Annotated in this window: 12 protein-coding genes; 8 read left to right on the top strand and 4 right to left on the bottom strand. The window is 73.1% G+C overall.

The genetic code is table 11. The annotated features are described in order from the left end of the window. Window positions 1-85: 85 nt before the first annotated feature. The 5 genes from ABZ854_RS14645 to ABZ854_RS14625 all read left to right on the top strand — a co-directional run bounded on the left by ABZ854_RS14645 (window position 86) and on the right by ABZ854_RS14625 (window position 6,497). On the top strand, window positions 86-709 hold the full coding sequence (locus ABZ854_RS14645; RefSeq protein ID WP_129309532.1) for a GntR family transcriptional regulator: 624 nt from the start codon (window positions 86-88) through the stop codon (window positions 707-709). 372 nt (window positions 710-1,081) lie between these two features. Then, a complete protein-coding gene (gene aceE / locus ABZ854_RS14640; RefSeq protein ID WP_361209550.1) occupies window positions 1,082-3,784 on the top strand; it encodes a pyruvate dehydrogenase (acetyl-transferring), homodimeric type in 2,703 nt (900 codons plus the stop codon). Window positions 3,785-3,957: 173 nt separating this feature from the next. Next, the gene (locus ABZ854_RS14635) at window positions 3,958-4,476 is read left to right on the top strand and encodes a DUF4240 domain-containing protein (RefSeq protein ID WP_361209547.1); all 519 of its coding nucleotides are present in this window, start codon (window positions 3,958-3,960) and stop codon (window positions 4,474-4,476) included. A 299-nt stretch (window positions 4,477-4,775) separates the two neighbouring features. Continuing rightward, window positions 4,776-5,648, top strand: a complete 873-nt coding sequence (locus ABZ854_RS14630) for a helix-turn-helix transcriptional regulator (RefSeq protein ID WP_361209545.1) — start codon at window positions 4,776-4,778, stop codon at window positions 5,646-5,648. A 177-nt stretch (window positions 5,649-5,825) separates the two neighbouring features. Further along, a complete protein-coding gene (locus ABZ854_RS14625) occupies window positions 5,826-6,497 on the top strand; it encodes a hypothetical protein (protein WP_361209542.1) in 672 nt (223 codons plus the stop codon). On the opposite strand, the gene ABZ854_RS14620 is transcribed toward ABZ854_RS14625, so the two are convergent. From ABZ854_RS14620 to ABZ854_RS14610, 3 genes are all read right to left on the bottom strand, one after another. Then, window positions 6,436-6,732 carry a hypothetical protein gene (locus tag ABZ854_RS14620; protein ID WP_361209539.1) on the bottom strand — a complete coding sequence of 99 codons (297 nt, stop codon included), beginning with the start codon at window positions 6,730-6,732 and terminating at the stop codon, window positions 6,436-6,438. The genes ABZ854_RS14625 and ABZ854_RS14620 overlap by 62 nt on opposite strands. A gap of 128 nt (window positions 6,733-6,860) precedes the next feature. Next, the gene (locus ABZ854_RS14615) at window positions 6,861-7,121 is read right to left on the bottom strand and encodes a DUF397 domain-containing protein (RefSeq protein ID WP_361209536.1); all 261 of its coding nucleotides are present in this window, start codon (window positions 7,119-7,121) and stop codon (window positions 6,861-6,863) included. Between the two features lie 263 nt (window positions 7,122-7,384). Next, window positions 7,385-8,230, bottom strand: a complete 846-nt coding sequence (locus tag ABZ854_RS14610) for a peptidoglycan recognition protein (RefSeq protein ID WP_361209533.1) — start codon at window positions 8,228-8,230, stop codon at window positions 7,385-7,387. A 214-nt stretch (window positions 8,231-8,444) separates the two neighbouring features. On the opposite strand from ABZ854_RS14610, the gene ABZ854_RS14605 reads away from it, so the two are divergent. Beyond that, window positions 8,445-9,629, top strand: coding sequence for a MarP family serine protease (locus tag ABZ854_RS14605; protein WP_361209530.1), 1,185 nt, complete (start codon window positions 8,445-8,447; stop codon window positions 9,627-9,629). Between the two features lie 33 nt (window positions 9,630-9,662). On the opposite strand, the gene ABZ854_RS14600 is transcribed toward ABZ854_RS14605, so the two are convergent. Further along, window positions 9,663-10,163: a GNAT family N-acetyltransferase gene (locus tag ABZ854_RS14600; RefSeq protein WP_361209527.1), complete on the bottom strand. Its 501-nt coding sequence runs from the start codon at window positions 10,161-10,163 to the stop codon at window positions 9,663-9,665. A 37-nt stretch (window positions 10,164-10,200) separates the two neighbouring features. Between ABZ854_RS14600 and ABZ854_RS14595 the strand changes: the two genes are divergently transcribed. Continuing rightward, window positions 10,201-11,097 carry a TIGR01777 family oxidoreductase gene (locus ABZ854_RS14595; RefSeq protein ID WP_361209524.1) on the top strand — a complete coding sequence of 299 codons (897 nt, stop codon included), beginning with the start codon at window positions 10,201-10,203 and terminating at the stop codon, window positions 11,095-11,097. A 315-nt stretch (window positions 11,098-11,412) separates the two neighbouring features. Continuing rightward, window positions 11,413-12,774, top strand: coding sequence for an NAD(P)/FAD-dependent oxidoreductase (locus ABZ854_RS14590; RefSeq protein ID WP_361209521.1), 1,362 nt, complete (start codon window positions 11,413-11,415; stop codon window positions 12,772-12,774). Window positions 12,775-12,778 lie beyond the last annotated feature (4 nt).

Genomic DNA, 12,778 nt, shown 5'->3' with positions numbered 1-12,778 from the left:
CACCTGCGTGAAAGCACCCCCACCACCCCGCCCAACGCGCCGCACGGCCGTATTGTCTAAACGTCAGCCCCCGGGAGGAGCCCTCATGACCGCGCCCGTCGTCCACTCGCTGCGCGAACAGATCCGCGAGCACATCGTGGAGGGGATCGTCAGCGGGCGCTGGCAGCCGGGCGAGCGCATCGTCGAGCGGCGGATCGCCACGGAACTGCAGGTCAGCCAGACCCCCGTCCGGGAGGCCCTGCGCGAGCTGGAGTCCCTGCGGCTGATCGAGTCCGCGCCGAACAAGGGCGTCCGCGTGCGCAACCTGAGCGCGGCCGACCTGGAGGAGAGCTACCCCGTCCGGGCCGGCCTGGAGGCCATCGCGGCGGAGCTGGCGGCCGCCCGGCTCGCCGTGGACTGCTCGGCCCTGGAACCGCACGTGCTGGCCCTGTACGAGGCCGACCGCGACGCCGACGGGACGGCGCAGGTCCGGCACACCGTCGGGTTCCACCGGGAGCTGGTGCGGGCCGCGGACAACTCGGTGCTGCTGCACACGTGGGAGGGGCTGGGGATCGAGGTGTTCACGGCGCTGTCGATACGGTGGCTGGGGACGGTGCAGCAGTCGTATGCCGAGGAGCACGAGGAGTTGGTGCAGGCGTTCAAGCGGCGTGATCCGGACATCTCGGCGCTCGTCAAGGCGCACGTCCTGGGCTGCGCGCCCCGCGCCTGAGTTTCTCGCCCCCGCCGCCCCTTCCCGTCCCGTCCCTGGGGGCGAGCCCCCAGACTCCCCTTTGCGCAGTTCCCCGCGCCCCCATAGGGGCGCGTGCCCGCACCCCTATGAGCACACCCGAGCCAACCTCCGCTCACCTGGCAAAACACCCCAACTTCAAGGTCACCCGGTGCCACCGCCGGAGGCACCCCGTGCCGACTTTCTCGTGATCGAGAGGTTTTGGGCCTCAACCCTTTGATCGATCATCGATCAGGGAGTTACAGTCGCCGACGGACCTCCAACCGGGGTCCTAGCCCTGTCCTGCCAAAGACCAAGGGCACACCCGAACCCTTACCGATGAGGGAACCCCCTTCGACTGAGGAAGGCGGCGACATGACCGACCCCAACGCCATCCAGCCGAGCGCGCTCGACCAGCTCCCGGACCGTGACCCGGAGGAGACCGCCGAATGGCAGGCCTCCCTCGACGCCGTCGCGCGGGAAGCGGGGCCGCACCGCGCCGCGTACCTGATGCGGCGCACGCTGGAGCGTGCCGAGCGGGGCGGCGTCGCGCTGCCGAAGCTCCTCGAGACGGACTACGTCAACACCATCCCGACCGCCGCCGAGCCCGCCGTACCCGGTGACGAGGCCATGGAGACCCGGATCACCGCGTGGAACCGGTGGAACGCGGCGGCGATGGTGACCCGCGGCGCGAAGCACGGCGTCGGCGGCCACATCGCCACCTTCGCCTCCGCGGCCTGGCTGTACGAGACCGGCTTCAACCACTTCTTCCGCGGCAAGGAGGGCGACGGCTCCGGCGACCAGCTGTACATCCAGGGCCACGCCTCCCCCGGCATCTACGCCCGCGCCTTCCTGGACGGCCGCCTCACCGAGGCGCAGCTGGACAACTTCCGCCAGGAGGCCGGCGGCGACGGCCTGCCGTCGTACCCGCACCCGCGGCGCCTGCCCTGGCTGTGGGAGTTCCCGACGGTGTCGATGGGTCTCGGCCCGCTCTCCGCGATCTACCAGGCGCGCTTCAACCGCTACCTGACCAACCGCGGCATCAAGGACGTCTCCGCCTCGCACGTGTGGGCGTTCCTCGGTGACGGCGAGATGGACGAGCCGGAGTCGACGGCGGCGCTCGCGCTGGCCGCGCGTGAGGAGCTGGACAACCTCACCTTCGTCATCAACTGCAACCTGCAGCGCCTGGACGGCCCGGTCCGCGCCAACTTCAAGATCGTGCAGGAGCTGGAAGCCCAGTTCCGCGGCGCCGGCTGGAACGTCGTCAAGACGCTCTGGGGCTCCGCCTGGGACGAGCTGTTCCGGCTCGACACCACGGGCGCGCTGGTACGGCGGCTGCGCGAGGTACCGGACGCGCAGGTGCAGACGTACCAGACCCGCGACGCCGCCTACATCCGCCAGGACTTCTTCGGCGCCGACCCGGCGCTCGTGGAGATGGCGAAGCTGCTGAGCGACGACAAGATCCTCGAGGTCTTCCACCTCTCCCGCGGCGGTCACGAGGCCCGCAAGGTCTACGCCGCCTACAAGGCCGCCGTCGAGTTCAAGGGCGCGCCGACCGTGATCCTGGCCCAGACGGTCAAGGGCCACACCCTCGGCGAGGGCTTCGCGTCGAAGAACGCCAACCACCAGATGAAGAAGCTCTCGGTGGACGAGTTCAAGGCGATGCGCGACCTGCTGGAGCTGCCGATCAAGGACAGCGACTTCACCGACGGCGTGGTGCCCTACGGTCACCCCGGCGCCGGATCCCCCGAGGTGCGCTACCTCCAGGAGCGCCGCGCGGCCCTCGGCGGCCCGGCCCCGGCCCGCCGCCTCCACCCGGTCGCGCCGCTGCCGGCCCCGGCCGAGAAGGCGTTCGGCGCGTTCGACAAGGGCTCCGGCTCGCAGAGCGTGGCGACCACGATGGCCTTCGTCCGCCTGGTCAAGGACCTGGTCCGCGACAAGGAGACCGGCAAGCGCTGGGTGCCGATCGTCCCCGACGAGGCGCGCACCTTCGGCATGGAGTCGCTCTTCCCGTCCCTCGGGATCTACTCCCCCAAGGGCCAGACGTACGAGCCGGTCGACCGCGACCAGCTGATGTACTACAAGGAGGCCAAGAACGGCCAGATCCTCAACGAGGGGATCACCGAGGCCGGCTCCATGGCCGACTTCATCGCGGCGTCGTCGTCGTACGCGACGCACGGCGAGGCGATGATCCCGTTCTACATCTTCTACTCGATGTTCGGCTGGCAGCGCACCGCCGACCAGATGTGGCAGCTCGGCGACCAGCTCGGCCGCGGCTTCCTCGTCGGCGCGACGGCGGGCCGTACGACGCTGACGGGCGAGGGCCTGCAGCACGCCGACGGCCACTCCCCGGTGATCGCCGCGACCAACCCGGCGGCGCTGTCGTACGACCCCGCGTTCGCCTACGAGATCGCGGTGATCGTGCGGGAGGGCCTGCGCCGGATGTACGGCGAGGCGAAGCCGGGCGAGGACCAGAACGTCTTCTACTACCTCACCGTCTACAACGAGCCGATGCCGCAGCCGGCCAAGCCGGCCGTCGCCGGCGTGGACGAGGGCATCGTCAAGGGCCTGTACCGCTTCAACACGGCGGAGTCGGCGGGTATGACCGTCCCGGCGGGCGCCCCGCGCATCCAGCTGCTGGGCTCGGGCACGGCGATCCACTGGGCGCTCAAGGCGCAGCGGCTGCTCGCCGAGGAGTGGGGTGTGGCCGCCGACGTGTGGTCCGCGACCTCCTGGGGCGAGCTGCGCCGGGACGCCCTGGACGCCGACGCGGCGCTGCTGCGCGGCGAGGAGCGGACGCCGTACGTCCGCCGGGCGCTGCAGGGTGCCGAGGGCCCGGTGCTCGCGGTGTCCGACTACATGCGCCAGGTCCCGGACCAGATCGCGCAGTGGGTGGAGCAGGACTGGTCCTCGCTGGGCGCGGACGGCTTCGGCCTCTCCGACACCCGTGAGGCGGCCCGCCGCCACTTCGGCGTCGACGCCGAGTCGATCGTCGTCGCGGCCCTGGCCCAGCTGGCCCGGCGCGGCGAGGTCAAGGCGACGGCGGTGAAGGAAGCCCGCGAGGAGTACGGCCTGTAGTCCCGGCCGACGTACCACCGGCAGCGGCGGGGAGAGGGGGCGCACCCCTCTCCCCGCCGCTCCGGCATGTCGTGGGGCGGACACCGCCCCCGGATTCCCGGGCCCGCACCGCTCATAACAAGTGGCTCACTCCGCGTGCGCCCCACCGGCTGAGGCCCGATGCTGGAGCGGTGATGGACGAGACGGAGTTCTGGGAGCTGATCGACTCCACCCGGGAGGCCGCCGAGGGCGACCCCGAGGAGCAGGCCGACGTGCTCGTGTCCCGGCTGCTGGAGCTGGAGCCGGAGCTGGTGCTGGACTTCGCCCGTCACTTCGAGGCCCGCTACAACCGCGCGTACCGCTGGGACCTGTGGGGCGCCGCCTGGGTGCTGCTGGACGGGGCGAGCGACGACGCGTTCGACTACTTCCGGTGCTGGCTGATCGGACAGGGCCGGGAGGTCTTCGAGGGCGCCCTGCACGAGCCGGACGCGCTGGCGGACCTGCTCGACGACTTCGACGAGGAGATCGACGGTGACGGCGAGGAGCTGGGGTACGCGGCGGACGAGGCGTACGAGCAGTTGACCGGCACGGTCGCCACCGACCTGGGCATCGCCCCGGCCCCCGCCGAGCCCCAGGGCACCCCGGTCGACTTCGAGAAGGAATCGGTCCTCGCCGACCTCTATCCCAAACTCTGGGACCGCTTCAAGGGCTGATTCGGTCGCCGAGAACGACCGAAAACGTTCCATCGGGCACACCGCCGTGCTTCTCCGGCACCCTCGCCCGCCCTGAACTGCGGCTCCTTCTGCTCCCCTGGGCCTCGCCCGCCCCAGTGGACACACCGTCAGAAACAGTACGCCGGGGGTGTGTTCCCCGCTTTCCGCGCGCCGGAGGTAGGCTGGGCGCACTCCGCCACCGCCGCCAGTAAGCCGATGTCCTCCTGGCAGGTTGCCACCTGGCAGACGCGTCGGCGGCAGTGCCCGGTCACCCTCGGAAGAATCAGGAACGCGAGGAGATGACAGCGAAAGATCCGGCTCTGGAACGGCGCAGGGTACGTCTCGCCCTGCGCAACTATCGCAACAAGGCGGGCATCAGCCAGCCCGAAGTGGCCGAGCACCTGGCCTGGTCACCGTCGAAGGTCATCCGCATCGAGGGCGGCTCGGTCGGCGTGTCCGTCACCGACCTGCGCGCCCTCCTCGATCTGTACGCCGTACGGGACGAGGCGGCCCGCCAGGACCTGGAGCAGGCCACCCGGGACAGCAGGCGGCCGCCCTGGTACAGCGCCTACCGGGACGTGGTGCCCCCGCACTTCGCCACGTACCTGGGCCTGGAGAGCGCGGCCCACGAACTGTTCGCCTACGACCCGACGCTCGTCCCGGGTCTGCTCCAGACCGAGGAGTACACCCGCGCCCTGCTCGGAGACGGGAACGGAGGCGGGGACGGCCGGCAGCCGGCCGAGGAGACCGACGCGATCGTGCGGCTGCGGGCCGAACGGCAGCGGCGGCTGCTGCGGGAGGCGTCCGAGCCCCGGCTGTCGTTCCTGGTCGACGAGGCGGCGCTGCGCCGCTGGGTCGGCGGACCGGCCACGATGCGGGGGCAGTTGGAGCGGCTGAAGTCCGTCGCCGGGATCGCGCACGTGGACCTGGGTGTGGTGCCCTTCTCGCTGGGCGCGCACCCGGTGCTGCGCAACGGCTCGATCGCGCTGACGTTCAGCGACGGCGACGACGTGCTGTTCGCGGAGAGCTCGAGCGGCGCGCTGACCACGCGTGACGACCAGCACGCGGTCGACGAGTACCTGACGCGGTTCGCGGAGTCCCGCAGGCAGTCCCTGTCGGGCGACGAGGCGATCGCGTTCATCGACGAGGTGCTGGCGCAGTACCCGTCCTAGCACGTCCCACCGCACTGGAGACAGTCGGGCAGAGATCGGAGAGGGCCCGTGGCGGGTGTCTTCAACCGCATACGCCGAAGGCAGGCAGGTGACCCTGGCCGCCCGGGCACCCCTGTGCCGCACACCCCGTCGGAGCGGGCCGAGCGGGCCGAGCCGACCAGGTCGACGGAGCCGGCGATGGCCGCGGAGGCGACGGTGGCAGCGGTACCGGCAGGGGCCGAGCCGACCGCTGAGCCGGCGGTGGCCGGGCCGACGGCGGTGGCCGGGCCGACGGCGGTGGCCGAGCCTGCGGCGGTGGCCGGGCCGGACGGCCTGGCCGGGCCTGCCGCTGCCGGCGCTCCGGAGATAGCCGGCGGGGGTGACGTTTCCCCCGGCCCGGGGACCGCGCTGGAGCCGATCCGGCCGACCGTGATCATCTCCGGCGCCGCCGTCGGCGCGGAGGGGCAGGACATCCCCTCGCCGCGCGACGTCCTCCCGGACCGGCAGCCCACCCTCGTCGACCTGGCGCTCTACTTCACGCGCGTCGTCTTCGGCTCGGACCTCGCCCTGAAGAGGTTCCTCAAGGCCTTCACCTACCTGGTCTGCACGGGTGTGGCCGCCTGTGTCGTCCTGTGGGTCTGCGCCCTCACCATCCATGCCGTGGCCCAGCGGATCGCGCCGGGAGCCGCGCCGTCGCTCGGCACCGTGAAGTGGAGCGTGGGCTGGCTCACCGGCGGCAGCGCCCTCTGCTGGGCCGGTGTGCGCGTCCGCAGGTGGCTCAAGGACCACCGGCGCAGGCCGCCCGCTCCTACACCGGCCCCCGGAACCGCCGAGCCGCCAGCTGGGGGAAGCGGCGGGCCGCGGCCGTAACACCGCGGTCGAGCAGCAGGCCCGCGACAGCGGCGGTCGCCGCGCCGGCCACCCCCCACACCCAGGGCCGTAGCACCGGCGTCACCGCCAGGGAGATCAGCACCCCCACCAGCGTGGCCGTCCCCCCGGAGAGTACGAAACCGACGACGAGCAGGACGGCGAGCGGTAACAGCGGTCTGCCGCGCGGCCCGGCCGGGCCTTTGACGGGAAGCGGCGTCTGTGCGGAATCCCCCATCTCGCCCCCAGGCAGCTCATGCGGACTCTCGTGGTGACGCGGATGTCGTGTGACCGCCGGCCCCGGTCGAAGCACAGCGACCCCCCGTCCCCCGCCGTCATCCCGGCCCGCCGGCCGGACGTCCTTCCTCACGCCGGTCCCTCCAGGGTTCTACCGCATAACGCGCGCAGAAACTCCCCCCAGGCCCGGGCCTGAAAAGGGATCACGTGCCCGTCCGGACGATGCGACACACGCACCCGAACTCCCCCGTCCATCAGGGCGACTTCCACGCACTGGTACGGATCGCACGCACTGCTCTTGCGCCACCCCCGTGCGAGCAGGTCACCGTCGCCCACCCCTGACTCCCTCTCACCCCGCGGTCGGGACCGTACGGTGCGAGGCTGCGCCATGCCTGGAAACCCCCGTATTTCCCGCTTTCGCCGGTCCGCACGCACCGTATCGCACGCGCGCGGGCCCTCGCAGGACGACGGCGGGAGTGGCCAGTGCGCGGCACCAACCCGACCGCAGGTCACTCACTCCTGCCTGACTTTGCCCTGAAAAGGTTAGGCTTCCCGAATCCGTGCGCCAAGTTGCAAACAAGCCCGATTTCCCTGCCACCGGGCGGACTTGGGGGCGCGTGTGTCCCCGTGCGCGCGGGGGGCCGGGTGCCGCCTCAGGAGGTTCCTGTGACCGGCCGCCCCTGGAGGCGGGCCGCCTCCTGTCTGATCTTCGGGAGCAGCGCGGTCAGGGCGGCGCCGGGGCAGCTGGTCATGTAGGCGTCCCGGTGGGCGGCGAGGGTGGGCAGGGTGGCGGTGGTGCCGGCCCGGTAGCGGCTGAGGCCGCTGCTGGAGAGAAGGCGGGTGCGGCCGCGCGGGTCGACGCCGGCGAGGCCCAGTTTCCAGGCGGCGAGGGCGGCGATCGCGTCGGTCATGGCCCGGGGCACGGGCACCCCGGCGGTGAAGGTGCCGATGGCGGCGATGCCGGCGGTGCGGTGGTTGAAGCCCTTGGTGTGGGCGCCGGTGACCGGCCGGTCGACGCCCCCGGCGCGGCCCTCGTAGATGGTGCCGCAGCGGTCGACGAGGAAGTTGTAGCCGATGTCGTCCCAGTCGCGGGCGCCGCTGGTCTGGCCGGCGTACAGGTCCCGGATGATCCGGGGGGTGTCGGCGCACCGGTAGGTGTTGGGCGAGTCGGTGTGGTGGACGAAGACGGCGACCACCTTGTCGTCGTAGCGCGGGGGCGGCTGGTCGCGCCGGGTGGCCGGGTCGAGCCAGGCGGCGCGGAGCACGATCCGGGGCCGGGGCGCCCGGTGCGCGGCCGCCGGATCGGCGGCGGCCGGCCGGGTGGACGGGACGGGCCGGTCGAGGCGGGTCGTGACGGCCCGCTCCACGCCCTGGGCGCACAGGGCCAGGGCGAGGACGGCGGCCAGTCCGGGCAGGCAGGCGAGCGGCACGAGCACCGCGCCGGGTATGTGCGCGCGGCGCCGTCGCCGGCCCGCCCGCGCTCTTCGCAGGACACGCATGGTCCCACTGTCGGGTCGTACGACCGCGTCCGCGATGTGTGCTGTGCCATGTGGTGGAACCATTGTTCCGGTCCGGGACGTTTCTGGTGGTACACGCACGGTGGCCGGTGCGCGGCCCGGTGGCCGGCCGCACGCGCGTGGCTGACCATCGGGCATGTCCGCCCGTCATGGCCGGTACGGCTCGTGGTGAGGGGCCCGAGAGAAAGGCGGCTGCGTGGACCTGCTCGACCTGCTGCTGGTGCTGCTGATCGTCGGCTACGCGGCGTCGGGGTACCGGCGTGGGCTGGTGGCCGGATGTGTGTCGCTGGCCGGGTTCGTGGGCGGCGCGGCCGTCGGCGTGTGGGTGCTGCCCTGGGTGACGGGCCTGGCCGCGCGCGGGTCGACGACGTCGACGGTGCTCGCGGTGCTGACGGTGCTGGTGCCCGGCGTGGTGGGGCACGAGCTGGCGGGGCGGCTGGCGCTGCGGCTGCGCGGGGAGCTGGACCGGGGGCCGCTGCGGGTGGCGGACGGGATCGGCGGGGCGGCGGCCAACGCGGTCGCGGTGCTGGTCGTGGCCTGGGTCGCGGCGAGCGTCCTGGCGGCGACCCCGTCGCAGACCCTGTCCACGGCGATACGGAACTCCGCCCTGCTGGGCACGGTGCAGGAGGCGATGCCGGACACCACGCCCGCCTGGTTCTCGCGGGCCACGTCCGCCCTCACCCAGGCGGGCTTCCCGCAGGTGTTCAACCCGTTCGAGAACGAGGCGGCGGCCCGCGTGCCCGAGCCCTCCGGCGACAATGTGACGCCGGCCGCGGCGGAGGCGGCCAAGCGGAGCACGGTGAAGATCGAGGGGCTCTCGGGCAGTGAGGGCCGCGAGGGCAGCGGGTTCGTGTACACGGCGCGGCACGTGATGACGAACGCGCACGTGGTGGCCGGGATCGACCACCCGAGCGTCCGGGTGGGCGGTGTCGGGCCTTCGTACGCGGCGCGGGTGGTGCTGTTCGACCCGAACCGGGACGTGGCCGTGCTGTACGTGCCGGGGCTGCACGCGCCGGTGCTGCGCTTCGACGACGACGCCCATCGCGGCGCGGCGGCTGTGGTGGCGGGCTATCCGCAGGACGGCGGCCTGAACCTGAGGGCGGCGACGGTGGCGAGCCGGGTCCGGGCGACGGGCCAGAACATCTACAACGACCGGACGGTCACCCGGGAGATCTACTCGGTCCGCTCGACGGTCCGGCCGGGCAACTCCGGCGGGCCGCTGCTGACCACCGACGGCCGGGTGTTCGGCATGGTCTTCGCCCGTTCCACCTCGGACGCGGAGACGGGGTACGCGCTGACGGCGGCCGAGGTGGCGGGCGACGCCCGGCAGGCGGCGACCGCCACGACGGCGGTGGACACGGGCCGCCTGGTCACGTCGTAGATCACGTCGCAGGGGCGGATGGTCCGCGCGCGCCTACAGGGGGCTGCCCATGAGCACGTCGTCGACGTACTCGCCGCCGATGAGGAACTCCTGCGGGAGCACGCCCTCGACGACGAACCCCTCGGACGCGTAGAGCGCCCGGGCCGGGGTGTTGTGGCCGAGGACGCGCAGGGTGATGCGCCGCGCACCCCGCTCGCGCGCCTCCGCGATGGCGGCCCGGACGAGCGCGCGCCCGACGCCCTTGCCGCGGGCGTCGTCGTGGACGGCGAGGCCCTGGATCTGCCGTACGTGGGCGTTGGAGGCGAGCGGGGTCGGGAGGCCGAGCCTGACGTAGCCGACGATTTGGTGACCGAGTTCGGCGACGAGGGTGTCGCGGGGGTCGTCCCGGTCACCGAAGAACGGGCTGTACGGCGGCTGGGGTTCGGGCATGACGGCGTGCAGGGTCGACCAGGTCTCCCGGTCGAGGAGGCTCAGTGCGGCGTCGTCGGCGGGCTGGGCCGCGCGGATGGCGACGGGTATGAACGGGTCCGGCATGACGGCAACCTTAAGGTGCGCCGGGCAGGATGGCCGTATGGAGCGTTCACGAATCGCGGTGGCCGGTGCGTCCGGTCTCATCGGCAGCGCCCTGGTCCGGTCGCTGGCCGCGGACGGGCACGAGGTGGTGCGTCTGGTCCGCCGGGCGCCCTCGGGCGCGGGCGAGGTGCGCTGGGATCCCGGCCGGCAGTGGGTGGACGCGGCGGGTCTGGCGGGCTGTGACGCGGTGGTGAACCTGGCGGGGGCGGGGGTCGGTGACCGGCGCTGGACGCCCGAGTACAAGCGGCGGATCCGGGACAGCCGGGTGCTGGGCACGGCGGCGCTGGCGGAGGCGGTGGCGTCGCTGCCGGACCCGCCGCGGGTGTTCGTGAACGGCAGCGCGATGGGCATCTACGGCGAGACCGGTGACCGGATCGTCGACGAGGGCGCCCCGCCGGGTGACGGGTTCCTGCCGTCGGTGTGCGTGGAGTGGGAGGAGGCGGCGGAGCCGGTGCGGGAGGCGGGCGTACGGACGGTGTTCCTGCGCACGGGACTGGTGATCGCGCGCGGGGGCGGCGCCTGGGGGCGGCTGTTCCCGCTGTTCCGGGCGGGGCTCGGGGGGCGGCTGGGCGACGGCCGCCAGTACTGGTCGTACATCGCGCTGCACGACGAGATCGCCGCGATCCGTCATCTCATCGACGCGGAGGCTCTGTCCGGACCGTTCAACCTGACGGCACCCGAGCCGCTGACGAACCGTGAGGTGACGGCCGCCATGGGCCGGGTACTGCACCGGCCGACCGTGTTCGCCGTCCCGGCTCCGGTCCTGCGGGCGGTGCTGGGGGAGATGGCCGGGGATGTGCTGGGCAGTGTGCGCGTGGTGCCGAAGCGGTTGCTGGAGTCGGGGTTCAGGTTCGCGTTCCCGTCCATCGACGCGGCGATCCGCTCCGCGGGTTAGGCCGGGACACAGCGGGGCTGGGGGCAGGGCCGGTTGGGGCGGGCCGGGTTGGGGCGGTTCGGCACCGCCGAGCCGCGCGTGGGGACGAACGCCGTCGCGGCGGGTTCCAGGGGGCCGGGGGAACAAGGGGGCGAGGGGATCGAGGGGCCGGGGGATCGAAGGTGAGCGTATGCGACCGGTGTGCGACTGTGCTCTGTTGGTGCGCGACTGCCTGTGACCGGTCGTGGGCCTAACCTCGACCGGAACTCGGGTATCCCTGGGGCCTGTTGGGGGCATGACGTCTCCACCGGCCGCGCAACCACAGGAGGGGGCCTCGTGCTTGAGCCCGCGTACCAGGTGGACGTCGTCATCGTGGGAGCCGGAATCGCCGGTCTCTCCGCGGCTCATCGGCTGATCAGCGCAGGAGTAACGACCACGGTCCTGGAGGCCGCCCCATGGGTCGGCGGCCGCATGTCGACCGAGAAGGTCGACGGCTTCCGGCTCGACCGCATCGGACAGCTGCTCTCCACGTCCTACCCCGAACTCGGCCTGTCCCCCGGCCTCGACGGGCTCGCCCTGCGCCGGTTCGCGCCGGGCGTGCTGCTGCACCGCGACGGCCGCAGGCACCGGGTGGGAACTCCGGCGGGCGGACGGAGCGCAAGGGGCGCACTTCACGCAGTGCGCGCCCTGGCGAGCGCCCCCCGCGGGCCGGCGGTCCCCGGCCGCACGAGCGCCCCCCTCGGTGGCGCCGTGGACCAGGCCCGCCTCGGCGCAGCGCTGGCGCGGATCGCCGCGACGCCCGTCGAGCGCGTCCTGACGCGCCCCGAACTGCCCGCCGCGCAGGCCCTCGCGGCGCGCGGGGTGCCCGCCCGGACGATCGATGGCTTTCTGCGCCCGCTGCTCGCCGCATTGCTGTGCGATCCGGAGCTGACCACGTCCAGCAGGTGCGCCGACCTGGCGCTGCGCTCCTTCGCGAGCGGCCGGCTGTGCGTGCCGGAGGGAGGCGCCGACGTACTGCCGGAACTCCTGGCGGGGACGCTGCCACCGGGCACGGTGCGCACGGGGGTGCGGGCGACCTCCGTGTCCACGACCTCGGTGACCACCGCCGAGCACGGGGAGATCCGCTGCCGGGCGGTGCTGCTGGCGACGGACGCGCGGGCCGCGGCCGAGCTGCTGCCGGGGCTGCGGGTACCGGACTTCCATCCGGTGACGGTGCTGCACCACACCACGGACGATCCGGCCCCGGCGCTGTCCACGGGCACCTCGCTGCTGCTGGACGCCGACCGGGGCGGGCCGGTCGCGCACACGGCGGTGCTCAGCAATGTCGACCCGAGCCGGGCGCCGGCGGGCCGGGTGCTGATCTCCTCGACCGTCCTCGGCACCCCGCCCGAGGGCGTCGACACGGCCGTACGCATCCATCTCGCCCGCCTGTACGGCACCTCGACGCGCCGCTGGGAGACGCTGGCCGTCCGCCACACGCCCGAGGCGGTGCCCGCGATGCGGCCGCCGCACGACCTGCGGCGGCCGGTACGCATCCTGGCGGGTCTGTATGTCTGTGGCGACCACCGGGACACCAGTACCGTGCAGGGCGCCTTCCACTCGGCCCACCGCGCCGCCGCCGCCATCCTGACGGACCTCGGCGCGGCCGGCTCCCTCCACCGGGCCGACCCGCCCGCCAGCCTCCCCCGGGCAGCCTGACCCT

The sequence above is a fragment of the Streptomyces sp. NPDC047028 genome, assembly GCF_040644095.1.
In the GTDB taxonomy this organism is placed as follows: domain Bacteria; phylum Actinomycetota; class Actinomycetes; order Streptomycetales; family Streptomycetaceae; genus Streptomyces.
This window is presented reverse-complemented; position numbering and strand designations above follow the sequence as displayed.

Excerpts from the sequence above, each read along its gene's own strand:
- ABZ854_RS14645 (WP_129309532.1), top strand. The coding sequence starts at position 86 with ATGACCGCGCCCGTCGTCCACTCGCTGCGCGAACAGATCCGCGAGCAC.
- aceE (WP_361209550.1), top strand. The coding sequence starts at position 1,082 with ATGACCGACCCCAACGCCATCCAGCCGAGCGCGCTCGACCAGCTCCCG.
- ABZ854_RS14635 (WP_361209547.1), top strand. The coding sequence starts at position 3,958 with ATGGACGAGACGGAGTTCTGGGAGCTGATCGACTCCACCCGGGAGGCC.
- ABZ854_RS14630 (WP_361209545.1), top strand. The coding sequence starts at position 4,776 with ATGACAGCGAAAGATCCGGCTCTGGAACGGCGCAGGGTACGTCTCGCC.
- ABZ854_RS14625 (WP_361209542.1), top strand. The coding sequence starts at position 5,826 with ATGGCCGCGGAGGCGACGGTGGCAGCGGTACCGGCAGGGGCCGAGCCG.
- ABZ854_RS14620 (WP_361209539.1), bottom strand. The coding sequence starts at position 6,732 with ATGGGGGATTCCGCACAGACGCCGCTTCCCGTCAAAGGCCCGGCCGGG.
- ABZ854_RS14615 (WP_361209536.1), bottom strand. The coding sequence starts at position 7,121 with ATGGCGCAGCCTCGCACCGTACGGTCCCGACCGCGGGGTGAGAGGGAG.
- ABZ854_RS14610 (WP_361209533.1), bottom strand. The coding sequence starts at position 8,230 with ATGCGTGTCCTGCGAAGAGCGCGGGCGGGCCGGCGACGGCGCCGCGCG.
- ABZ854_RS14600 (WP_361209527.1), bottom strand. The coding sequence starts at position 10,163 with ATGCCGGACCCGTTCATACCCGTCGCCATCCGCGCGGCCCAGCCCGCC.
- ABZ854_RS14595 (WP_361209524.1), top strand. The coding sequence starts at position 10,201 with ATGGAGCGTTCACGAATCGCGGTGGCCGGTGCGTCCGGTCTCATCGGC.